Here is a 22,379-nt window from a genome sequence, read left to right as displayed (position 1 = left end):
TGTTGAAAAAGACAGTCGTTGCGCTCGCCGCCATTCTCGTCGCCAGCCCGGCCTTCGCCGCTGACAAGGTGACGCTGATGCTGAACTGGTACGTCTATGGCGAACACGCGCCGTTCTATTACGGCAAGGAAAAGGGATACTTCAAGGATCAGGGTATCGACCTCGAGATCCAGGAAGGCCGCGGCTCGGCCACGGTGACGCAGGTCGTTGCCGCCAAGACCGTGCAGTTCGGCTACGTCGACGTCCCGACCATGATGCGCGCCGCCGTCAAGGGCGCCCCGGTGGTTGCCGTCGGTGTCGCGCTGCAGACCAACCCGATGTCGGCCATGGGCTTCACCGACAAGAACATCCGCAAGCCGGAAGACATTAAGGGCAAGACCGTCGCCACCACGCCGGGCGATTCGATGTCGCAGATCTGGCCGCTGTTCCTGAAGAAGACCGGCCTCAAGGAGACCGACTTCAAGACGGTTTCCGGCGATGCCACCACCAAGCTCAACGCGGTAATCAACGGCCAGGCCGACCTGCTGCTCGGCTACGTCATGGACCAGTCGATGAAGATCAAGGACGCGACCGGCAAGGACGTGACGCCGATCAAGTTCTCGGACTACGGCATCAACCTGGTGTCGTCGGGCATCATCACCAACACCGATTATCTCAAGGAAAACCAGGATCTGGTGAAGCGTTTCATGGCGGCGTCGGTGAAGTCGATCGAGGAAGCCTCAAAGCATCCGAAGGACGCCGCGCAGGCCATTCTCAACGCCAACCCGAAGGGCGGCAAGATCGACACCCTCACCCAGGGCTTCGAGCTGACCATCCCGCTGTACAAGGATCCGGCGGGCAAGTCGAAGCAGCCGCTGCGCGTATCCGACAGCAACATGAAGGATACGGTCGACGTGATGGTCGAGTATGGCGGTCTCGATGCCAAGGCCAAGACCGACTACAAGAACTACTACACCGACGCTTATCTGCCTGCTGCAACGAACTAAGAATGAGCAGAGAGTCCGTGAGCAACGTCACGCCGCTTAAACGCGAGTACCGCGCCGCCTCCCTGGAGGCGGCGCGGCCCGTCAGCATCGAGATCAAGGGCGTCTCGAAAACCTACAAGACGCAGGACGGCGAAGTGCCGTCGCTGCGTCCGATCGATTTCGACATCTATGACGGCGAATTCGTCGTGGTGGTCGGCCCGTCGGGCTGCGGCAAGACCACACTGCTCAAGATGGTCGCCGGCCTGTTGCCGCCGAGCGGAGGCGAGATCCGTGTCGGCAACAAGGTCATCACCAAGCCGCACAGCGACGTCGGCATCGTGTTCCAGTCGGCCATGCTGCTGCCGTGGCGCAACGTCTTGCGCAACGTCATGATGCCGGTCGAGGTCAAGGGCCTGCCCGAGGCGGAATACCGCGAACGGGCGATGGCGCTCTTGAAGATGGTCGGCCTGCAGGGCTTCGAGAAGAAATATCCCTGGCAACTGTCGGGCGGCATGCAGCAGCGCGCCTCGATCTGCCGGGCGCTGGTGCACGACCCGAAGATCGTGCTGATGGACGAGCCGTTCGGCGCGCTCGACGCCATGACGCGCGAACGCATGAATGTCGAGCTGCAGCGCATCCAGCGCGAGACCAGGAAGACCGTGCTGCTGATCACCCACTCGATCCCGGAAGCGGTGTTCCTCGCCGACCGCGTTCTGGTGATGAGCGAGCGGCCCGGCACCATCGCGGCGGTCTACGACATCGACCTGCCGAAGCCGCGCACGCTCGATGTGCTGTCGGAGCCGCGTTTTGTAGAGATGACCAAGATCATCCGCAAGCATTTCAACGCGCAGTCCGACGGGGCGTAGGCGCCTTCCGCAAGAAGCCAATAAAAAAGGCCGGGGAAATGCCCGGCCTTTTTCTTTGGCGCCCGCGTTCGGCTCAGGCCATGCCCTGCACGCTCAGGAACTTGCCCATGCGCGAGGCGGCGAGATCCGGGTCGTGCAGCACGCGCGCCTTGTCGGCGAGCTTGAACAGCTCGCTGAAGTGCAGCACCGAGCGAGCGCTCTGCTGACCGCCGATCATCGAGAAGTGGTCCTGCAGGCCGTTGAGCCAGGCCAGGAATACGACGCCGGTCTTGTAGAAGCGGGTCGGCGCCTTGAAGATGTGCCGCGACAGCGGCACCGTAGGCTCCATGATGCCGTGGAAGCCCTGCAGGTCGTTATTGGCGAGTTTGGCGAGGCCGGCCGAGGCCGCCGGGGCGATCGCGTCGAAAATGCCCAGCAGCGCGTCGGAATGACCTTGCTCGTCGCCGGCGATGAGTTCGGCGTAATTGAAGTCGTCTCCGGTATACATGCGCACGCCCTGCGGCAGGCGACGGCGCATCACGATCTCCTTCTCCTTGGACAGCAGCGAGATCTTGACGCCGTCGATCTTCTCGGCGTTGTCGGTCATGATGGCGAGGCATGTTTCCATGGCCGCCATGTGATCATTGGAGCCCCAGTAGCCCGCCAGCGCCGGGTCGAACATCTCGCCGAGCCAGTGGATGATCACCGGCTCCTTCACCTGGCGCAGAATGCGGCCATAGACTTTCTCGTAGTCGGCCGGCGATTTCGCGGTGCGGGCGAGCGCGCGCGAGGCCATCAGGATGAGCTTGCCGCCCATGCCCTCGATGACTTCGATCTGCTCCTCGTAAGCACGAATGATGTCGTCGAGCGTGACGCGGTCACTGGCCTCGAGGTGATCGGTGCCGCAGCCGCAGCCGATCTTGGCGCCGGGGCGGCCTTTGGCCGCCTCCAGCGCGTGCTTGATGAGCTGCTTGGCGCCGTTCCAGTCGAGCCCGCCGCCGCGCTGCGCCGTGTCCATGGCTTCGGCGACACCGAGGCCGAGGTCCCACAGGTAGTGGCGGAACGCCATGGTCTTGTCCCAGTCGATGGCGACATCGAGCCAGGGATCGTTGTCGGCCAAGGGATCGGCGACGACATGCGCCGCCGCATAGGCGACACGGTTGAATTTCGCCGTCTCTTCCTTGGATGGAAACTTGATCGGCTCGCCGGTCGAGTACGACGCGAATTTACGATCGGCATTCGGCAGCGAAATTGTCGCCATGCGTCTCTCCTGCGTTCGCGTTAGATCTTGATGGCGGGAACGTCGATCCAGCGGCGTTCCTTCCAGCTCTTGAGGCCGAGTTCGGCGAGCTGCACACCCTTGATGCCCTCGACCAGATCGTGCTTCCACGGCGTGTCGGCGCAGACGTGGCGGATGAAGTCTTCCCACTGGATCTTGAAGCCGTTCTCGTAAACAACGTTGTCCGGCACCTCTTCCCATTGTTCGGCAAACTTCATCGTCTGCGGCACGTCGGGATTCCAGACCGGGCGCGGCGTGTTGACGCGAGACTGCGTCACGCACTTGGTGAGGCCGGCGACCGCCGAACCGTGGGTGCCGTCCACCTGGAAGGTCACGAGATCGTCGCGCTGCACACGCACGCACCATGACGAGTTCATGTGAGCGATGACACCGCCGGCGAGCTGGAACGTGGCATAGGCCGCGTCGTCGGCATCGGCCTTGTAGGTCTTGCCGTTCTCATCGACTCGCGTCGGGATATGCGTGGCGCCGAGACAGCTCACCGCCTCGACATTGCCGAACAGGTTGTCGAGCACGTAGCGCCAGTGGCACAGCATATCGAGGATGATGCCGCCGCCTTCGGCGAGCTTGTAGTTCCAGCTCGGGCGCTGCGCCGGCTGGCCCCAGTCGCCTTCGAACACCCAGTAGCCGAACTCGCCGCGTACCGAGAGAATTTTGCCGAAGAAGCCGGCGTCGTTCAGCAGCTTGATCTTGCGCAGGCCGGGCAGGAACAGCTTGTCCTGCACCACACCGTTCTTGATGCCCTTGGCCTTGGCGGCCTTGGCCGCGGCCATGGCCTTTTCCATCGTGTCGGCGATCGGCTTTTCGCAATAGACATGCTTGCCGGCGGCGATCGCCTGCATCAGCAGGTCGGCGCGCATCTGCGTGGTTGCCGCGTCGAAGAACACTTCGTCGTTCTTGTCGTTCACGGCCTTGTCGAGATCGGTGGTGTAGCGCTCGATGCCGTATTGCTTGGCCAGCGCGGCAACCTTTTCGGCGTTGCGGCCGACGAGGATCGGGTCGGGCATGATACGGTCGCCGTTCGGCAGCGCGACACCGCCCTGCTGACGGATGGCCACAATCGAGCGCACCAGATGCTGGTTGAGCCCCATGCGTCCGGTGACGCCATTCATAACGATGCCGAGCCTGCGGGTTGCCACGCGTCTTCCTCCGATGTCTTGTCTCGCGCGCCCTCGCGGCGTCGCTAAGTAACTAGATGGTTACTATTGAGCAAGTCCGGGACCGCCGTCAAGAGGCTCGAAAACTCATTTCTTTGGAGGGGGTTGGAGATAGGCGAGGACGACATCGCAAATGTGCTCGCCACGGGCGGCGAGCCGCGCGGGGGCATTCAGATCCTCGCCGAAGATCACCGACAAGGTGTGCCGGTTCTGCATGTAAAAGAAGCCGAGGCTGGCGATGGTGATGTAGAGCTCGACCGGATCGACGCCGGGCCTGAAGGTGCCCTCGGCCTCGCCGCGCTGGAGCAGCACCTCGATCATGCCGGTCAGCGGCCGGTGCAGCGGCCGGATGCTCTGCGACTTCTTCAGATAGGCCGCCCGGTTCATGTTTTCGGTGGCGAGCAGGCTGAGAAATTCCGGGTGGTCGATGAAATACTGCCAGGTGAACAGCACCAGCTTGCGCATGCCGGCGACAGGGTCGAGCTCCGTCAGGTGCAGATCCTGCTCGGCATGGCGGATCGCGGAATAGGTCTCTTCGAGTACAGCGAGATACAGCCCCTGCTTGTCGCCGAAATAGTGATACAGCATGCGCTTGTTGACGCCGGCGCGCTTGGCGATGGCATCGACACGAGCGCCGGTCAGGCCCTTGGCGGTAATCTCGGCCGTCGCGGCGCGCAGGATCGCGGCGCGCGTGCGCTCGGGATCGCGCGTCGTGGCATTGGCGCGCAGCGTCTCCCGGCTTTTCGGCGTCGAACCTTCCATCGTCCCCTCGGCCGCAGGCGCGGCTCCCCTGTTTAGCGTATGGGGCCGGGAAGTCCTAGCACCGCTCAATGCCAGCCGAAATGCCAGCTCCAGCCCAGAATGGCGGCCAGGGGCGCCGGAGGCGACAACATCCGGATCAAGGTATCGGCACTGAGCGAGAGCACGACTGCGCCCAGGAGCGAGATGATCGTGCCGGCAATCATGCCGCCGCCGAATACCTCGTGATGCGGATTGAGCAGCCTCGAGAAGTGAACACGGAACATCAGGTGCAGTTGCAGGATCGAGGTCGCGACCGCGATCGGCGCCAGCGCGAACGCCATGTAGCGGAACATTTGCGACAGACTGACCGCGAGTCCGGAAAGGACGAACCACTTCGTCGCGACCCAATCCATGACCTTCAGGCCTGGCCACTGCGCCGGCATCAGCATCGGCACGAGAATGAGGATCGTGGCCGCGAGATGCGAGATGAGTCCCGCGGCAATGCCATTGGCCAAAGTCTTGGCCGGCAGCGCCATGCCAATCAGGATCGGGCTGACGCCGTAACCCATGGCGCAGAGCACCGCGAAGAAATAACCCTCGCGATAATTCGGCTTGAAGTGCGCGACGCCGGCAACCGGCTGTGGCGGCGGCGCTTGGCCGGCGCGGCGCACCAGCACAGGGCCAATCACGATCATGATGACGCCGACGACGCGCAGCGCCGTGACCGCTTCGCCGAGCCAGAACACCGCCAGCACCAGGCTGATGACGAGACTGTAGTTCTGCACCGGGCCGACGAGATTCGCGCCCATCGCCTTGGCAGCGCGATAGTTGGCATAGCGGGCCGCCGCGAAATGGATGATGCCGGCGATCGACAGCAGCAAGACCGAACGCCCGCTGAAGGCATTGAGTGTTTCCAGAACGCCGAAGGGCGACAGCGCAAGTAGAAACATCGGCAGCGCGACGATGCAACTGATCGCCACCGCTTGCAGCACGGAGCCGGTGAGCACGCCGCGCCGTGCCGTCGCATTGGCATAGGCGAAACTGATCGCCGAAAGCACCGAGAAAAGGCCGCCTAGCATGAGGCTGCTTCTCCCGATCTCCGTTTGCCCGCGCGCCAGCGGAAGCCCGGAATGGAAAATCTCGACTGCAGAATTCTCGGCTCCTGAGGCCCCGCTGGGGTAAGGACGAACAGCGGAAATGGACGTCCCTACTTAGCCTGCTCGCTCGCCTAAGAACAACACCGGCAGTTCATCGCGAACACCACCCGCTCCTCCTCCGTGAGCTTCTCCGGAATCTCATTGCGCTGTGGCTGCTCGAACGCCATCTGCGTCGGGAAGACCGGCGTCGGCGCGATCGGCTCGTCGATCGGCAGGCCGTCCTTCTTCATCTCGGCCCGGCGTTTCGCCGTTGCCTTGGCGTCGATCGCCCCGTCCTTGGCGAAGACAATGCCGTAACCGGTCTCCGCCTGCTCCCGCGTAACATAGCCGCAGCGGACGTCGCGCTCGATGCTGGCGATGTCGCGTTCCAGTGGCGAGCCGTAACCGCCGCCGCCGCCGGAACGCAGGATGTAGGCGTCGCCCGGCTTGAGAACCTGGTTGATCGCTTTGCCATTCGGGAACAGCGTCTCCTTGTCGGCGCCACCGCGATGAATGGCGACCGAGTTGCCGAAACCGGACAGGCCGCCGAACACGCCCCACGGCTTGCAGACGACGCGGTCCATCTGCGAGGAGAAATTGATCTGATTGATGGCCTGCATCACCTGCTCGGTGCCGAGGCCACCGCGATACTGGCCGGCACCGCCGGAGTCCGGCCGCAGGCAATAGCGCTCGACCAGCAGCGGATACTTCGCCTCGACCTGCTCGGACGGGCCATTGTGGGTGTCGCCGTCATTCATGGCGATGGTCGCATTCATGCCGTCGCTATTGTGCTTGGCGCCCCAGCCGCCGCCGATCAGACCGCCGAGATAGATGTAGAACGAATTGTCCGATGCCTTGCGGCCGTTGACGCGGCCGACGACGAGGTCGGCGTGATGGCCGGCGGCCACCTGATCCGGCATCGCCGGCGCGACCGCCTTGAAGATCGTATCCACCACCGTCATGGGATAGGTCATCCACATGCGCATAGCGGCCGGCTTTACCGCGGAAACCACACTGCCAGGCGGCAGGATGATATCGAGCGCACGGAACTGGCCCTCATTGATCGGCATGTCGAGCGGCGATGTCAGGCATTTGAAAGCCACCTGACAACACGACATACCGGCCGTCGCGCCTGAATTGTAGAAGCCGCCGACCTGCTTCGAGACCTCGGACAGATCGACCGACATGCGGTCACCCTTGATCTCGACCTTGACGCGGATCGGCACACGCACGCCGACCGAGACGCCGTCGTCGTCCATGAACGACTCCGCCTCATAAACGCCGTCGGGCATGGCGGCGACGCGCTGGCGGGCGAGCCGCTCGCTCTGGTCCATGATGGCGTCGATGGCCCCCAGCACGTCGTCGCGACCATATTTGCGCAGCATCTCCAGGAAGCGCTTCTCCCCGGTCTTCACCGCGGCGACCTGGGCGCGGAAATCGCCCATGGCGCGGTCGGCGAGACGCACATTGGTCTTGATGATCGACACCAATTCGTCGCTGATCACGCCCTTGCGGTAGATCTTGACGATCGGCATCTGCAGACCTTCGGAATAGATATCCGTGGTCGAGCCCGACAACGTACCGCCGACGTCCGGCCAATGCGCCATGCAGCAGGAGAAACCGACCAGGTCGCCGTCATGGAAGATCGGCACCGTGAAGGTCATGTGATTGAGATGCGAGCCTGTAATGTAGGCGTCGTTGGTCAGCAGGATGTCACCCGGATCGAGATCGCCCTTGAAATGCGCGATCTTGGCCTTCACCGTTTCGCTCATGCCGCGGATGAACATCGGCAGGCCGAGGCCGATCGAAACCGTGTTTCCGTCGGCGTCGAACAGGCCGACCGTGAAGTCCAGTGCCTCGTAGATGATCATATTGTAGGCGGTGCGCATCAGATTGGTCTTCATCTCCTCGGTGGCGGCGATGAGACCGTTGCGCACGATTTCGGTAACGACCGGATCGATCGTCGTTCGGGCCGAACCCTTCCTGATGATGGCGTCCATGATCAAGCCCTTCCGATTTCGATATGCAGGTTGCCGAAGGCATCGACTTCGACATTGTCTTGAGGGAATACGACGGTGGTCGAGGCGTGCTCCTCGATGAGCGCCGGACCGTTGATGCGGTTGCCGGCGACCAGCTTGGCGCGATCGTAGGTCGGCGTATCGACCATGCCGACGCCCGAGAAATAGACCGGGCGGTTGCCGCTGAAGGCGGCATTCGGCGCGGCGCCACCGTGATCGAGCTTCTCGCGCTCGGGCTTCTTCATCCGGCCGACCGTCGCTGAACGCAGCGAGACGATTTCGGCCTTCTCTTGCGGATTGTGATAGCCGTAACGGGTTTCATGCACTGCATCGAACAGCTTCTTGATGCCGTCGCGATCCTTGCTCTTGAACAGCTCCGTCGGGATATCGACGGTCACTGCGTGCTCCTGGCCGACATAGCGCATGTCGGCGCCCCGCAGCGAGATCGTATCGACAGTCATGTCGCGGCTGCGTTCGAGATCTTCGGCTCCGGCCTTTTCCATCGCCTGATAGAGCGCCTCCATTTCGTCGAACGAGACGTCGGCGAACGGCTTGAACCAGGTGTTGACCAGATCGCGGCGCAGATCGGCGAACAGCATGCCGTAAGCCGAGAAATGCCCGGGCGCGAACGGGATGATCAGTTTGCCGATACGCAATTCGCGGGCGATCATGCTTGCGTGCAGCGGGCCGGCGCCGCCATAGGCGACCATGGCGAAATCGGCGGCGTCGAGACCGCGTTCCGTCGTCACCCAGCGCACCATGTGCGACATCTTGGTGACGGCGACGCGCAGGATGCCATCGGCCGCTTCCAGCGTGCCGAGTTCGAGCGGCTCGGCGATCCCGTTTTCGATCGCCCTTTCGGCGCTCTTGAGGTCGAGCTTCATCTCGCCGCCGAGGAAACGATCCGGCGCCAGACGGCCGAGGACCAGATTGCAGTCGGTGACGGTCGGCTCGGTGCCGCCAAGGCCGTAACATACCGGGCCGGGCGACGAGCCGGCGCTTTCCGGGCCGACGCGCAGCGCGCCGGCTTCGATGCGCGCGATCGAGCCGCCGCCGGTGCCGACTTCCTGGATGTCGATCATCGGGATCTGCAGCGGCAGGCCCGAGGCATAGCCGCCGACGATCTGACCGCCGGTCATCAGCACGTCGCCCTGATAGATGACGCCGGCCTTGGCCGTGGTGCCGCCCATGTCGAAGGCGATGGCGTTCTTCAGGCCGATCTGGTCGCAAAGCATCTTCGAGCCGATGACGCCGGCTGCCGGGCCGGATTCCAGCATGCGGATGCAGGACTGCTGCGCTTCCTCGATGTCGAACAGGCCGCCGGTGGACTGCACTACGAGGAACGTGCCGGTAAAGCCCGTCTCGGTCAGATGCTTGTCCATCTCGCCGAGGTAAGTGCGCACGCGCGGACCGACATAGGCATTGGCCGCGGTCGTCGAGGTGCGCTCGTATTCGCGATATTCCTGCGACAGTTCGTGCGACGCGGTGACGAACAGATCCGGGAACGCCTGCTCGACCAGCGCCTTGGCGCGCTTTTCGTGCGCGGGGTTGCGGTAGGAGTGCAGGAAAAGAATGGCGACCGCCTTGACGCCCTTCTTCACCGCCTCGGCGACGGTGTCGAGCACCTGCTGCTCGTCGAGCGGAATGAGCACGCGGCCCTGCGCATCGCAGCGCTCGCGGATGTCGAAGCGCAGATCGCGGTCGATGAGCGGCTTGTGCTTCTGGAAGAACAGATTGTAGGCCTCCGGCCGGTTGACGCGGCCGATCTCGTAGATGTCGCGGAAGCCCTGCGTCGTCAGCAGCGCGCACGGCGCGCCGGTGCGCTCGAGGATGGTGTTAATCGCCACCGTGGTGCCGTGCAGGAACAACTGCGCCTGCGGAAACGAGGCGCCGGCCTTCTCGACGCCGGTCTCGATGCCGGTCACCAGCCGCTGATGCGTGGTCAGCGTCTTGCCGAGCATCAGCTTGCCGGTCGGCTCATCGAACGAGGCGACATCGGTGAATGTACCGCCGACGTCGGCCGACAGGCGCAACCGGCCTTGAACTAACTTCGCGTCCACGTTTAGTCACTCCACTCTTCGCTAAGGGGTCATCAGGCTTGTCGCCGGAAGATCGGTGATGAAGCTGTGCGCGGCGGCATGCACGATGAACAGCGGCAGCTTCGCCGCCTCCGCCGCCGATTGCGGTGTCACGCCGCAAGCCCAGAACAGCGCCGTCTTGTCCTTCGGCATCGGCCCGACCGGACCGCCGAACACCGGGTTTTCGATATCGGCGCCGATGCCGGCCGGATCGCCGACATGAATCGGCGCGCCGTGATTGAACGGAAACCGCGCCGACACCTGGGTCGCGACGATGGCCTGCTGCGGCGTCAGCCAGCGCATGGTGACAAACAGGTCGCCCTTGAACGGGCCAGCCGGTTCGGTCGGCGTATTCGTGCGCAGCACCCAGCGGTCCTTGCCGGTCGGTACGCCGGCGCGCTCGAAGGCGTCGTCGAAGGTGATGCCGGAGCCGATCAGGAACGACACCAGGTCGTCGCGCCACAGATCGCTGATGTCGGTGCGGTCGTCCTGACGCACACCGTCGATGAACACGGTGTAGCGCGCCAGATCGGTGCGCAGGTCCGCGGCCGGCGCCAGCTTGCGCGGCACCGGATCGCCGACGTCCAGCACTTCCAGAACCGGACAGGCGCGCTGGTTGCGCTGGCAATACAGCATGAAGTCGAAGGCATAGGCCTTCGGCATGATCGCGAGATTGCACTGCACGAAGCCATGCGCGAGCCCGCGGCTGCTGCCGGTATGACGGCCGGCGCGAATGTCGGCGCGCACGCGCTGGCTTTCGAGGAGCGCGTCAGCTTTCACGGCGCCCTCCTTCGAGTTCGACTTCGTAGAGTTGCGCAAAGCCGGTGCGGTCGGAGGTGAACACCACGCGCCTGCCGTCCGGTGAGAAGCGCGGATGCGGATGCGTGTGCTGGCGCGCTTCGACAGCGACCGGGCCGTCGTTGTAGGGAAACGGGTGCGCCCAATGCGCGCCTTCCGACGTGGCTTCGCTGGCGCAGAGGAATTCCGCGCCGCCGCCAAGCGGCAGAATGTGCAGGCCCTTGTCGGGGAAGTTGGTGTCGCAGACGAAGCGCTTGCCGGACGCGTCCGGCGCGGCGTGCCAGGCCGGGAAACGGTTGAGCCAGCTTGCTTCGCCCGTTTCCATATCGACCAGCCGCATGCCGCGCGGCCAGTCGATGAAGGCGATGGCCTTGCGGCCGGGCAACCACACTTCGTGGGTCACCCATTGCATCCGGTCTTCGCGTTCGTAGACGCGCTTGTTGATGCCGCCGCGCGTCACGGTCCAGACCCGATCGGTCAGCGGGCCGGCATAGAGAATGAGGTTGTCGTCATCCGGACAGAACTGCGGATGGCCGATGGTGTCGCGTTCGAGGATAACCTCACTCTTGCCCGTCTCGGTATCGACAAGCACGAAGCGCGACACCTTGCCGGACTTCACCGGGATCGCCCACCAGCGGCCGGTCGCCGACAGCGCCGTGGTGCCCATGGCGGCGCCGACCATGCCCTTTTCGCGCATTTCGACGGCGCCGAAATCGGCAAGTTGGGTCTCGCTGTAATCGTGCAGATCGGCGCGCCAGGCGCCAGTGCCCGCGACGTAATAGACCGAGCGGCCGTCGGGCGACGGATAGACCGACCACTCCGCGAGGTCGTCGCGGTCGGTCACCTGCACGATCTCGTTCGCCGTCCGATCTTCGAAATAGATCTGCGGCTTGCCGGTACGGTGCGAAATAAAAAACAGTTTCGCTCCGGCGCGGTCATAGGCCGGCACGAAGAAGAACGGATGATGATGAATGCTCGGGTGATCGGTCACCTGACGCACTTTCCGTTTCGAGCGCGGATCCACCGTGAGGTGCGCGCCTGACTTGTCGCGGCTTCCCTTCAATGCCCTAGCCCTCGACCGACTTCGGCTCCGTGACGCCCGGCGCGCGGAACCCGGGAATGAGCGTCGACAGGCTCACCACCGGGAAACGCCAGTTAAGGGCCAGAAATGCGACGCCTACGCCGTTGCCGAGCCACCAAGGCATCGCGCCGGTCGGCGCGACGATGGCGACGACGCCGCAAACCATGAGCAGGATGCGATCCGGCCAGCCGATGTCGCGGCGGAAGTAGCCGGTCAGGCCCACGGCCCACAGGGCGGTTGGAATGAAAAGGCCGATCGAGGCGACGATAATGTTGAGGATCGGGCCCTGCGCCAGCAGCGCTGGATCGGCGACGAAGGCGAACGGAATAAGGAACGCGACGAAGCTCATCTGGAACGCGATCCAGCCGGTGTTCCAAGGGCTGGTGCGGGCGATGCCGGCCGCCGCATAGGCCGCGAGCGCGACAGGTGGCGTCACCATCGACAGCACACAGTAATACATGACGAAGAAATGCGCGGTGAGCTGTGGCACGCCTAGCTTCTGCAGCGCCGGCGCATAGAGCACCGCGCCGATGATGTAGGCCGCCACCGTGGGCAGGCCCATGCCCATGATGATGCAGCCAGCGATGATCAGCAGCAGCGATCCGGCCAAAGTCTGGCCGCCCGCCGAGATCAGACCCGCGGAGAAGTTCAGCGCGAGATTCGACTGGATGGCGATGGCGATGATGATGCCGATGGCACCGATCGGCACCGCGATCTCGGCCGCCTGACGACCTGTGTCGCGGATCATGCCGAGTACTTGGCGCGGCTTGATCCAGTCTGCCTTGCGGATGAAGGCGACCGGGAAGCAGGCGATGGTCGCGTACATCGCCGCGGTCTGCGCCGAGTATTCCATGATCATGCAGCCGATCAGCACCAGCGGTGGCAACAGGAGATGCAGCCGCGGCAGCACCGGTTCGACATTCTCGACGGTCTCTGCTGGCAGCGTGCCGGTGCCGGTCTTGCGTGCGTTGAGATCGACAAGCATGTACAGCGCCACGTAATAGGCGACGGCGGGAATGACGCCGGCGAGCGCGATCTTGGCGTAGGGAATGCCGAGCAGTTCGGCCATAACGAAGGCGGCGACACCCATCACCGGCGGCATCAACTGCCCGCCGGTCGAGGCGATGGCTTCGGTCGCAGCGGCGCGATCGCCGCTGACACCCGACTTGCGCATCAGCGGAATGGTGAAGACGCCGACGGCGGCGACATTGGCCACGGCGCTTCCACTGATCGTGCCCATCAGGCTGGAGCCGACCACGGCGACCTTCTGACTTCCGCCGGTGGCGCGGCCGACCAGGCGAATGGCGAGATCGATGAATAGTTTGCCGCCGCCGATTGCTGCGTAAACGACGCCGAAGGCGATGAAGTAAAAGACGAAGGTGACCGACGTCTCAGTCGTGACGCCGAGGATGCCGCTGGTCGTCAGCAGCAGGATCTCGACATATTCCTCGAGCCCGAAACCGCGGAAGCCACCGACTGGAAGCACATAGGCGAAAGCGCCGTAGGCAAGAAAGCCGAGGATGACCCAGACCAGAATCATGCCGGTGGTTCGGCGCACGCCTTCGATGAGCAACAGAACGAAGAGAATGCCAAAAATGACGTCCTGTGTGAGAACCGGATCGACATTCTCGATGCGGGTCTCGATGCGCGTCAGTGACAGCCAATAATAGACGGAGAAGGCGATGGTGCCGCCGATCACGGCGATATCGGCGGCGCGGCACAGCCACTTCGGCAAACGCGGCAGCTCCAGCGGCTTCCACAGAAAAACCAGCAGCAGTGCGAGCAGCAAATGGATCGGCCGCTGCACCAGCGGCGGCTGCGGGTGTATCAGGATGTAGTACTGAAACGCGACCAGGACCAGGCCGAACCACAGGCGGATATCTGTCAGCGCGCGCCAGCCCGCCGGCATGGGAGAAACGATAATTTCGTCGTGTGAGTTATCCATGGCGGCGTGCTTTCGGACTGCACCGCGTTCGCGGGCGAAAATTGGGTTTAGTGTTGGCGGTATACGGCGCCGTGCGCCGTGAAGTGGGTTTGGCGGCGGCCGGCGAACCCTCGAGGTTCACCGGCCGCGCCGATCGCTCAGAGCGCTACATCATGCCATGTTCTTTGTAGTACTTGGCCGCGCCCGGATGCAGCGGAATGCCGTTGTTCTCGGGCTTCGCCGCGGCCTTCGGGTCGAAAGCATTGAATGCCGGATAGGCCTTCACCAGGTCTGCGCGCTTTTCGATGAAGGTCTTGACGATCTTGTAGGCGATGTCGTCCGGCAGATCGTCACGCGCGATCAGATGCGTGCCGAAATCGGCGCCCCAGATCGGCCCTTTCTGGCCCTTGAACCACTCCGGATACTGGGCCGGCTTCAGACCGTTGTCGGCAAGCTTCTTGCGGGCCTTCTCAGACAAATCCATGAAAGTCACGTCGGCGGTGAGCGCAACTTCCGTGATCATCGGGTGCCCCTTGAGCACGGTGTCGAGCAGGATATCTGCGCGGCCTTCACGCATGATATCCGGCGTCTGCTCGGGGTTGACCTGGATGATTTCGCCGCCCTGCGCCTTGATCTTGGCGCGGTCGAGCCCGTAGGCCGCAAGAATCATATCCACCGTCGGGGGCACGTTCGAACCCTGCGGCTTCATCACGATACGCAGCGGCTTACCGGACGTGAAGATCTTGTCCATCGTGTCGAGGCCGGACTTCTTGATGAAGTCGTTCTTCACGATCATCGCCATATAGACTGGGTTGAGACCGCCGACGAGCGAACGGATGTGCGTCGCCTTCTTGCCGTTGTAGAGTTCTTCGCCGTTCATCGCCCACACCGAGGTGGCGACGTTGGACATCGCGATTTCGGCCTTGCCCTGCTCAACTACCATCGGATTGGCAACGCCGCCGCCACGCGCAATGATTTCGACCGGCGTGCCGCCCATTTCAGGCTTCAGCGCCTGTTCGAGTGCCGCCGCGGCGACATACCAGCCCGAGCCGACCGGCATCGAGCCGATGCGGATCGTATCCGCGGCGATGGCCGCCCCGGCTACGCCGAGTGCGGTTGCGAACGCGATCGCTCCAACCAGTTTCTTCATTTTCGTCTCCTCCTGTTGCTTTTTATCTTCGGCTTTTGAACCCTTAGACGATAGCGCGTCACGCTATCGCTGAGACCGATCCGCTTGCCTGGATGGCGCGGGCGATATCGACCGTCGCCCTTCGCACCGCATCGAGCGCATGCTCGCGGAATTCCTTCGACGACATCTGGATCTGCGGAACCGCGACGCTGACCGCGGCCAACGGATAGTTGTCGACATCGAGCACCGGCATGGCGAGCACGCGCAGGCCGCTGCCGAAATAGGAGTCGCGCAGCGCGTGGCCACATTCGCGGACATTCTTCAGGCTGGCCTCGATCTCGCTGCGGTTCATGGGTTTGTGCGGGAACACGCCGGGCCTCGGCTTGAGCGACAACACGCGCTCGAGTTCTGCCGAGGGCAGGAAGGCGAGCATTGCCTCACCGATCGTGCTCCAGAACGCCGGGATCGTGGTGCCGATGCGGATATCGACGCCGATGCGGGTCAAACCGGCGCGCACGCGCTCGACATAGAGAATGTCGGCGCCATCGAGCACGCCGAGCGACGCCGCCTCGTTCACCTCGCCGACCAGCGAGCGCAGGATCGGCCGCGCCAGTTCGCGCAGATCGGCGCGGGCAATGGCATGAAAGCCGAGATCAGTGACTTTCAGAGTGAGGCGGAATCGCTTGCTGTCCGGTACGCGCGCGACGTAGCCGGCCATCACCAGCGTGTTGAGCATGCGAAACGCAGTGCCGGGATCGATCTTCGCCAGGCTGGCGACTTCGCTCAGCGTCAGTTCGGGGCGCTCTGCCGTAAACGACTCCAGAACGCGCAGACCCTTGGCCAGCGAATTGACCAGGTTGCGGGAGTCTTCATCGGCATCGGAACGACCTGCAACGGCCGTTCTCTCGCCAGCGATCTTGCTGCGTTTTTCTCCCTGCATCGTCCGCCCTGAAGGACACTTCCGATTTTTCGGATTGCGAAATTTATTTGTTGAACTATTAGAGCGCTCGATACCGCTGCGGTCAATGCCTATTGCGCCCACAAAGTGCGGGCCTTTCACATGAACGCGATGGTGATCGAGGCGCGTGCACGCCGGACGCGACAGCGTTGCTGGTTGCTCGCAGTGATCGTCGCACGCGTCACGCCGGCTGCGCGACGCAACTTTTTTCGCTGACGATCTTTTTCAGTTCAGGCAGGCACGAGCCGCAGTTCGTGCCGGCGCGCAAAGCCTTGCCGATGTCTTCGACAGTCGTGGCCGTGCTGTCGCGCAACGCCGCGCGAATTGTATTGAGGCCGACGCCAAAGCAGGCGCAGACCACCGGTCCAGGCTCGGCGAGACCATCGGTCGATTTGCCCGACAGTACACCGCGGCGCTGAGTGGCGCCGAGGTGTTCAACTTCGAACAGGGCTTTCACCGCATCCCATTGCGGTGCATGCGCGGCGGGGCCGATGAACAGGCATCCGACGAGACGGCCGCCGTCGAAAGCGGCCATGCGATAGATCGAGGCCGGCGCATCGATATATTCAGCGATCTCGCAGTCCGCGCCGAAAGCCGACCGCGCCCGGGCGCGCCAATCATCCGGCGCATCATCGCTCGCCAGCAGCACGCCCTCACCGCCCGCCACCGCGGCGCGCGCCCACCAGCAGCCTGCCGGCATCGTCAGCCTGTGCCGCGACAAGGCGAAGCCGCGATACTTGAATTCGACGGGCGCGACGGAAACCGGCGTCGCCTTCGCTTCCGGCTGGCCGGAATAAGGATCGACGGCCGGCGTCACAAGCCCGCCGACGCGCGCCGCCGATGCATATTCATCGCTCCAATGGATTGGCGCGAACAGCGAACCGCGCCGCTGGCCTTCGCTGACGATCACCTTGAGGACGCAACTTCCGTATGGCGACGTCAGCCGCGCGAAGCCGCCGGAACGCAGCCCGTTCTCCGCCGCGTCGTCCGGATGCACCTCGACGAAAGGTTCGGGCAAATGCGCGCCGAGACGCGGACTCAAACCGGTGCGCGTCATCGTGTGCCACTGATCGCGAACGCGGCCGGTGTTGAGCCGGAACGGAAATTCCGCCGACAGGTCGGCCTGTGGCCGCGGCATCTCCGGCGCGATCATGCGGGCCTTGCCGTCGGCCGTATAGAAGCGGCCGTCGGCGAAGAACCGCGTTTCGTTCTTGGCGACGCCGGCGCGCGCCGGCCATTGCACGGGCGGCATCGCGTCGAACGCGTTGTCGCCGATCTGAGCGAGCGCGCCGATATCGAAATCGCGCGCGCCGTCATTCTCGAACTCCGACAGGGCGGCGTGTTCGCGGAACACGTCGGCGGCGCTTCGGTAGGCGAAGGCGTCGGCAAAGCCCATGCGGCGGGCGACCTGGGTGACGATCCACCAGTCCGGCCGCGCCTCGCCGGGCAGCGACAGGAACGGCCGCTGCCGCGAGATGCGCCGTTCCGAGTTGGTCACGGTGCCATCCTTCTCGCCCCAGGCCGCCGCCGGCAACAGCACATGGGCATTGGCGCGCACCGTGTCGTTACTGGTGACATTCTCGGAGACGACCAACAGCTCGAGCTTGCCGAGCGCGTCGCGCACGAAGCCGGCGCGTGGCAGCGACACCGCCGGGTTGGTCGCCATCACCCATAACGCCTTGATTTCGCCGCGGGAAACGGCGTCGAACATGTCGACTGCCTTGAGGCCCTCGCGTTGCGCCATCGCCGCGGCGTTCCAGAAGCGGCCGACGCGGTCGATCTCGACAGCCGAGAAGCTCATATGCGCCGCCAGTTGATTGGCGAGGCCACCGACCTCCCGTCCACCCATCGCATTCGGTTGACCGGTGAGCGAGAATGGCCCCATGCCAGCCCTGCCGATGCGGGCGGTGGCGAGATGGCAATTAATGATTGACGACACCTTGTCGGTGCCCTGGGCGGACTGGTTCACACCTTGCGAAAAGCAAGTGACCACCTTTGGCGTTGATGTGAACAGGTCGAAAAAGCGCGCAACATCGGACGGCGCGAGGCCGGCAAGCTGCGCGGCCGCCTTGGCGTCCGGAGCGATCTCGCGCGCACGGATCAGCGCCTCGGCGAAACCGGTGGTGTAGGAATCGACATAGGCGGAGTCGAAAGCCTGCGTCCCGGCGAGATGCACCAGCAGCCCGCAGAACAAGGCGGTGTCCATGCCGGGCGCGACCGGCAGGAACAAGTCGGCCTCCTCGGCCGTCGCGGTGCGGCGCGGATCGATCACGACGAGCTTTGCCCCGCGCTCGCGCTTGTTGGCGATCATCCGCTGGTACAGCACCGGGTGACACCACGCCGCGTTGGAGCCGACCAGCACGATAAGGTCCGCCTCGTCGAGATCGGCATAGGTGCCTGGCACCGTATCAGCGCCGAAAGCGCGGCGATGGCCGGCGACCGATGACGCCATGCACAGGCGCGAATTGGTATCGACGTTGCCGCTGCCGATGAAGCCCTTCATCAGCTTGTTGGCCACATAGTAGTCCTCGGTGAGCAGTTGTCCCGAGAGATAGAAGGCGACCGAGTCCGGGCCATGCTCCTTCACGATCCGGGAAAAGCCGTCCCCCACCCGGTCGAGCGCGTCGTCCCAGCCTGCGCGCCTCAGCGCGCCGTTCTGCCGCAGCATCGGATGTAGAAGCCGCGTTTCAAGGCCAAGCGTTTCGCCGAGCGCCGCGCCTTTCGAGCACAGCCGACCGAAGTTCGACGGATGCTCCGGGTCGCCGGCGATCACCGCGCCGCCACGGCCATCGGGCTTGGCCAGCACGCCACAGCCGACGCCGCAATACGGACAGGTGGTGCGCACCGCGGCCGGATGCTGCGCCGGCGCGTTCATCAATAAACGTCCTGCTGGTAGCGGCCCTTCTTCTTCAGGTCGGAGACGAACAGCACCGCCTCCTCGCCGGGCTTGCCCCCGTGCTGCGCAACGATATCCACCAGCGCCAGTTCGACATCCTTGGCCATGCGCTTCGCATCGCCGCAGACATAGACATGCGCGCCTTCGCTCAACCAGGCCCAGAGGTCGCGGCCGGTTTCGCGCATACGGTCCTGCACGTAGATCTTCTCGTCGCCGTCGCGGGACCAGGCGAGCGAAAGCCGGGTCAGCAGGCCGGAGGCGCGCATTGCCTTCATCTCTTCCTCATAGAAGAAGTCGCAAGCCGAGCGCTGGTGGCCGAAGAACAGCCAGTTGCGCCCGGGCGCCTGATCCGCCATGCGGTCCTGCAGGAAGGCGCGGAACGGCGCAACGCCAGTGCCGGGGCCGATCATGATGATCGGCACATTCGGGTCGGCCGGTAGCGCGAAAGCGTGCGCCTTCTGCACATAAGCCTTGAGCACCGCGCCGGGATCGATGCGCTCGGCGAGCAGCGTCGAACAGACGCCGAGCCGTTGCCTGTTCTTGATCGTGTAGCGCACGGTATCAACCGTCAGGGTGACACGATTCGGATCGGTCTTCGGCGATGACGAGATCGAATAAAGCCGCGGCTGCATCGGATCGAGGGCTTCGATGAAGGCTTCCGGATCGGGCGCCGTGCCGGTGAACTTCTCCAGCGCCGCCAGAACGTCCAGGGTCGCGGCGTCCTTGTCCGGATCATCGCCGGTCGCCAGCGCGCGCGCCTTCTTCCGCCGGTCGCCGCCGGTGATGTAGGAGAAAAGCTGGAATAGCATGTCCGGCGCCGGCGACAGCGACACGCTGTCGGTCAGCACCTGGCGCAAAGTGCGGCCGCCGATGTCGTGATCCGGCGGCGCACCGAGCGCCTTCATCACCTGCTCGACCAGCATCGGATCATTGTGCGGAAACAGGCCGAAAGCGTCGCCGACTTGGTACTCTATGCCGGAGCCGGTGAGATCGATTTCAACGTGCCATGTCTCCTTTTCGGAGCCGGGTTTGTTGAGCAGCGTGCGCGACAGAACCCTGGCCACCGACGGATTGTCACGCGAGGTGCCGGCTTTCGCCTTCACCACCGGCTCGACCACGGCGGCGGGAACCACCGGCGCCGAGGCCTTCGGTTCGCTGCCGATCTGCTCATAGAGCGCCTTGACCATGCGCGCGGTTTCCTTGCCGCCCGGCACGCAAAGGTTCAGCCGAGTCTCGGTGCCGGAAATGATGGCGCCCGAGTAGTTCTTGCAGTCATAGCCGCACTGGCCGCAGTCCTGCTGTGCCATGGCCGCCATCATCTTCCAGCGCAGCGGCTTGTCTTCTGCGAGCTTCATGCGCTCCGTGATGGGCAAAGTCTGGTCGTGCCACGGCGCACCGCCGTCATCGTCTTCGGCATTCGCGCCTGGCGCGCCGCTCAGCAGAGCCGCAGCCTGATCGGTCGACAGCGCCGTGACCCCGGTGCTGTCCAGCGCGATCAGACCGGCAAAGAAGCCGTTGAGCCAGAAGCGCTGCTCCTCGGTGAAGGGCGCGGTCTCCGGCACCAGCGACGGCAGCGGTGAAGGCACGTTCTGCGTCATTCGCTGTGCTCCGCCTTGAACATCGCCTGCAACGCCTCGGCATCATGTCGGCGTGAGAACGCGAGAAATGTCTCGTCCGCCTCGCGGTGAGCAAGATAGCTCTTGAGCATGCGCTCGATGATGCGCGGCGCATCCGTCGCCTTGACGTCGCGATAGAGATCTCGCGCGATCGCCGCCTCCGGTCCAAAACCGCCGCCGATGAGAATGTGATAGCCCTCGACCGGATCAGCGTCGTCGCCGGCGTCGATCTTGCAGGCGATCAGTCCGATATCGCCGATATAGTGCTGCGCGCAGGAATGATGGCAGCCGGTCAGATGGATGTTGACCGGGCTGTCGAGCCTGACGCGCGGCTCGCACCATTGCGCAATAGCTTCGGCATCCTCCTTGGTATGCGCGGCGGCGAAACGGCAACCGGTCGCGCCGGTGCATGAAATCAGTCCGGCGCGGATCGGCGTCGCCTCCGTTTTGAGACCCAATGCTTCGATGGCCGCGACCGCCTCGCGCACGCGCGCATCTGCGACGCCGGAGATCAGCAGGTTCTGCCATACGGTGAGGCGGATATCGCCGTCGCCGAACTCCTGCGCTACCTTGGCAAGCCCGCGCATCTGCGCCGTGTCTATCTTGCCGACCGGAAACACCACGCCGATCCAGTTGAGCCCTGCCTGCTTCTGCGGATGCACGCCGATATGCGCACTGCGATCGAAGGCCGGGCGCGGAGCAATGGCTTCGGCCGTGACGTGCACGAGCTTACGGCCGAGCTTTTCCTCGACATGCGCGAGGAATTTCTCGAAGCCCCAGGCGTCGAGCACATATTTCAGCCGGGCTTTGTTGCGGTCGGTACGGTCGCCGTGCTCGATGAAGACGCGGACGATGGCGTCGGCGATCGGTGTCGCCTCCTCCGGCTTGAGGATGACGCCGGTGTCGCGGGCAAAATCGCGGTGGCCGGTGATGCCGCCGAGCGCCAGACGGAAATAGACGCCAGACTCGACGCCGAAGCCTGGCTTGACCTCGACGGCCTGGAAGCCGATGTCGTTGGTGTCCTCGAGAACCGGGATGCGCCCCGCGCCGTCGAAGCCGACATTGAACTTGCGCGGCAGCCCATAGAGCGCGCGCTCATTGAGAATGTGATAATGCCACTCGCGGGCATAAGGCCGCGTGTCGAGCAACTCCTGCGGATCAATGCCGGCGGTCGCGGTGCCGGTGACGTTGCGGATGTTGTCGGCGCCGGAGCCGCGCGACCCGAGGCCCAGTTCCATGATGCCTTCAACGACCTCGAGGGCGTTCTTTGGCTCGATCTCGCGGATCTGCAGGTTGGCACGCGTGGTCACGTGGCTATACGGCCCGGCGCAGCGATCGGTGAGATCGGCGAGGCCCGCAAGCTGCCAATGCTTGAGGATTCCGTTCGGAATGCGCAGCCGGCACATATAAGAGGACTGCGCCGGCGCAACGTAGAACAGGCCGTAATAGCGCCAGCGGAAATTGTCGGCGGTTTTCGGCGCCTCGTTCTTGCGCGCCTGATCCTTCAGCCGCTCATAGGCATCGAACGGATGCAGTTCGCGCTTGATCTTTTCCTGGTCGTTGAGCTTGCCGCCTTTAGCGAGAGTGGCGTCCTGCGCCTTGATATGGATGGCGTCGGGCCCGCTCGGCTCGCCACTTCCGCCTTTGGGTAAAGTGCCGCGCGCGGCCCGCGCCGCGGTCAAGCCCGAAGCAAAGCCTTCGAGATAGCGTTTCTGATCGGGAGAGAAGTCGCTGGACATA

16 protein-coding genes are annotated in these 22,379 nt (G+C 64.0%); 2 read left to right on the top strand and 14 right to left on the bottom strand.

Translation table 11 applies throughout. The annotated features are described in order from the left end of the window. Positions 1-2: 2 nt before the first annotated feature. Together ASD45_RS00900 and ASD45_RS00895 are read left to right on the top strand one after the other, a co-directional pair. On the top strand, positions 3-986 hold the full coding sequence (locus ASD45_RS00900) for an ABC transporter substrate-binding protein (RefSeq protein WP_056912518.1): 984 nt from the start codon (positions 3-5) through the stop codon (positions 984-986). A gap of 2 nt (positions 987-988) precedes the next feature. Next, positions 989-1,831 (top strand): ABC transporter ATP-binding protein, encoded by an 843-nt coding sequence (locus ASD45_RS00895; protein WP_082540564.1) that lies wholly within the window; start codon positions 989-991, stop codon positions 1,829-1,831. Positions 1,832-1,904: 73 nt separating this feature from the next. Here ASD45_RS00895 and ASD45_RS00890 read toward each other — a convergent pair whose 3' ends face one another. The 14 genes from ASD45_RS00890 to ASD45_RS00825 all read right to left on the bottom strand — a co-directional run bounded on the left by ASD45_RS00890 (position 1,905) and on the right by ASD45_RS00825 (position 22,378). Beyond that, positions 1,905-3,071 (bottom strand): dihydrodipicolinate synthase family protein, encoded by a 1,167-nt coding sequence (locus tag ASD45_RS00890; protein WP_056909759.1) that lies wholly within the window; start codon positions 3,069-3,071, stop codon positions 1,905-1,907. Between the two features lie 20 nt (positions 3,072-3,091). Further along, complete coding sequence (locus tag ASD45_RS00885) at positions 3,092-4,219, bottom strand: Gfo/Idh/MocA family oxidoreductase (protein WP_082540563.1); 1,128 nt, start codon at positions 4,217-4,219, stop codon at positions 3,092-3,094. A gap of 132 nt (positions 4,220-4,351) precedes the next feature. Further along, positions 4,352-5,026 carry a TetR/AcrR family transcriptional regulator gene (locus tag ASD45_RS00880; protein ID WP_056909757.1) on the bottom strand — a complete coding sequence of 225 codons (675 nt, stop codon included), beginning with the start codon at positions 5,024-5,026 and terminating at the stop codon, positions 4,352-4,354. 65 nt (positions 5,027-5,091) lie between these two features. After that, the gene (locus ASD45_RS00875) at positions 5,092-6,084 is read right to left on the bottom strand and encodes a DMT family transporter (protein WP_056909756.1); all 993 of its coding nucleotides are present in this window, start codon (positions 6,082-6,084) and stop codon (positions 5,092-5,094) included. A 149-nt stretch (positions 6,085-6,233) separates the two neighbouring features. Then, positions 6,234-8,141, bottom strand: coding sequence for a hydantoinase B/oxoprolinase family protein (locus ASD45_RS00870; protein ID WP_082540562.1), 1,908 nt, complete (start codon positions 8,139-8,141; stop codon positions 6,234-6,236). Positions 8,142-8,143: 2 nt separating this feature from the next. After that, positions 8,144-10,219, bottom strand: coding sequence for a hydantoinase/oxoprolinase family protein (locus tag ASD45_RS00865; RefSeq protein WP_056909755.1), 2,076 nt, complete (start codon positions 10,217-10,219; stop codon positions 8,144-8,146). Between the two features lie 21 nt (positions 10,220-10,240). Beyond that, a complete protein-coding gene (locus tag ASD45_RS00860) occupies positions 10,241-11,017 on the bottom strand; it encodes a DUF1445 domain-containing protein (RefSeq protein WP_056909754.1) in 777 nt (258 codons plus the stop codon). Then, positions 11,007-12,098, bottom strand: a complete 1,092-nt coding sequence (locus ASD45_RS00855; RefSeq protein ID WP_244485137.1) for an oligogalacturonate lyase family protein — start codon at positions 12,096-12,098, stop codon at positions 11,007-11,009. Before ASD45_RS00855 ends, ASD45_RS00860 begins: the two co-directional genes overlap by 11 nt. A gap of 4 nt (positions 12,099-12,102) precedes the next feature. Further along, positions 12,103-14,061: a TRAP transporter fused permease subunit gene (locus tag ASD45_RS00850; protein ID WP_200949615.1), complete on the bottom strand. Its 1,959-nt coding sequence runs from the start codon at positions 14,059-14,061 to the stop codon at positions 12,103-12,105. A gap of 145 nt (positions 14,062-14,206) precedes the next feature. Then, a complete protein-coding gene (locus ASD45_RS00845; RefSeq protein WP_056909752.1) occupies positions 14,207-15,190 on the bottom strand; it encodes a TAXI family TRAP transporter solute-binding subunit in 984 nt (327 codons plus the stop codon). 58 nt (positions 15,191-15,248) lie between these two features. Next, entirely contained in the window at positions 15,249-16,109 is an 861-nt protein-coding gene (locus tag ASD45_RS00840) for an IclR family transcriptional regulator (protein ID WP_082540561.1), read from the bottom strand. A gap of 199 nt (positions 16,110-16,308) precedes the next feature. Continuing rightward, positions 16,309-19,002, bottom strand: a complete 2,694-nt coding sequence (locus ASD45_RS00835) for a nitrate reductase (protein WP_056909751.1) — start codon at positions 19,000-19,002, stop codon at positions 16,309-16,311. Beyond that, entirely contained in the window at positions 19,002-20,621 is a 1,620-nt protein-coding gene (locus ASD45_RS00830; protein ID WP_056909750.1) for a sulfite reductase subunit alpha, read from the bottom strand. Before ASD45_RS00830 ends, ASD45_RS00835 begins: the two co-directional genes overlap by 1 nt. Beyond that, positions 20,618-22,378: a NirA family protein gene (locus tag ASD45_RS00825; protein WP_056909749.1), complete on the bottom strand. Its 1,761-nt coding sequence runs from the start codon at positions 22,376-22,378 to the stop codon at positions 20,618-20,620. The genes ASD45_RS00830 and ASD45_RS00825 overlap by 4 nt, the downstream gene beginning before the upstream one ends. Position 22,379 lies beyond the last annotated feature (1 nt).

It is taken from the genome of Pseudolabrys sp. Root1462 (assembly GCF_001426945.1).
Taxonomy (GTDB): domain Bacteria; phylum Pseudomonadota; class Alphaproteobacteria; order Rhizobiales; family Xanthobacteraceae; genus Pseudolabrys.
This window is presented reverse-complemented; position numbering and strand designations above follow the sequence as displayed.

What these genes read in the sequence shown, in the direction of transcription:
- ASD45_RS00870 (WP_082540562.1), bottom strand. Translation starts at nt 8,141, where the DNA reads ATGGACGCCATCATCAGGAAGGGTTCGGCCCGAACGACGATCGATCCG.
- ASD45_RS00885 (WP_082540563.1), bottom strand. Translation starts at nt 4,219, where the DNA reads ATGAATGGCGTCACCGGACGCATGGGGCTCAACCAGCATCTGGTGCGC.
- ASD45_RS00830 (WP_056909750.1), bottom strand. Translation starts at nt 20,621, where the DNA reads ATGACGCAGAACGTGCCTTCACCGCTGCCGTCGCTGGTGCCGGAGACC.
- ASD45_RS00845 (WP_056909752.1), bottom strand. Translation starts at nt 15,190, where the DNA reads ATGAAGAAACTGGTTGGAGCGATCGCGTTCGCAACCGCACTCGGCGTA.
- ASD45_RS00895 (WP_082540564.1), top strand. Translation starts at nt 989, where the DNA reads ATGAGCAGAGAGTCCGTGAGCAACGTCACGCCGCTTAAACGCGAGTAC.
- ASD45_RS00835 (WP_056909751.1), bottom strand. Translation starts at nt 19,002, where the DNA reads ATGAACGCGCCGGCGCAGCATCCGGCCGCGGTGCGCACCACCTGTCCG.
- ASD45_RS00825 (WP_056909749.1), bottom strand. Translation starts at nt 22,378, where the DNA reads ATGTCCAGCGACTTCTCTCCCGATCAGAAACGCTATCTCGAAGGCTTT.
- ASD45_RS00890 (WP_056909759.1), bottom strand. Translation starts at nt 3,071, where the DNA reads ATGGCGACAATTTCGCTGCCGAATGCCGATCGTAAATTCGCGTCGTAC.
- ASD45_RS00850 (WP_200949615.1), bottom strand. Translation starts at nt 14,061, where the DNA reads ATGGATAACTCACACGACGAAATTATCGTTTCTCCCATGCCGGCGGGC.
- ASD45_RS00840 (WP_082540561.1), bottom strand. Translation starts at nt 16,109, where the DNA reads ATGCAGGGAGAAAAACGCAGCAAGATCGCTGGCGAGAGAACGGCCGTT.
- ASD45_RS00880 (WP_056909757.1), bottom strand. Translation starts at nt 5,026, where the DNA reads ATGGAAGGTTCGACGCCGAAAAGCCGGGAGACGCTGCGCGCCAATGCC.
- ASD45_RS00875 (WP_056909756.1), bottom strand. Translation starts at nt 6,084, where the DNA reads ATGCTAGGCGGCCTTTTCTCGGTGCTTTCGGCGATCAGTTTCGCCTAT.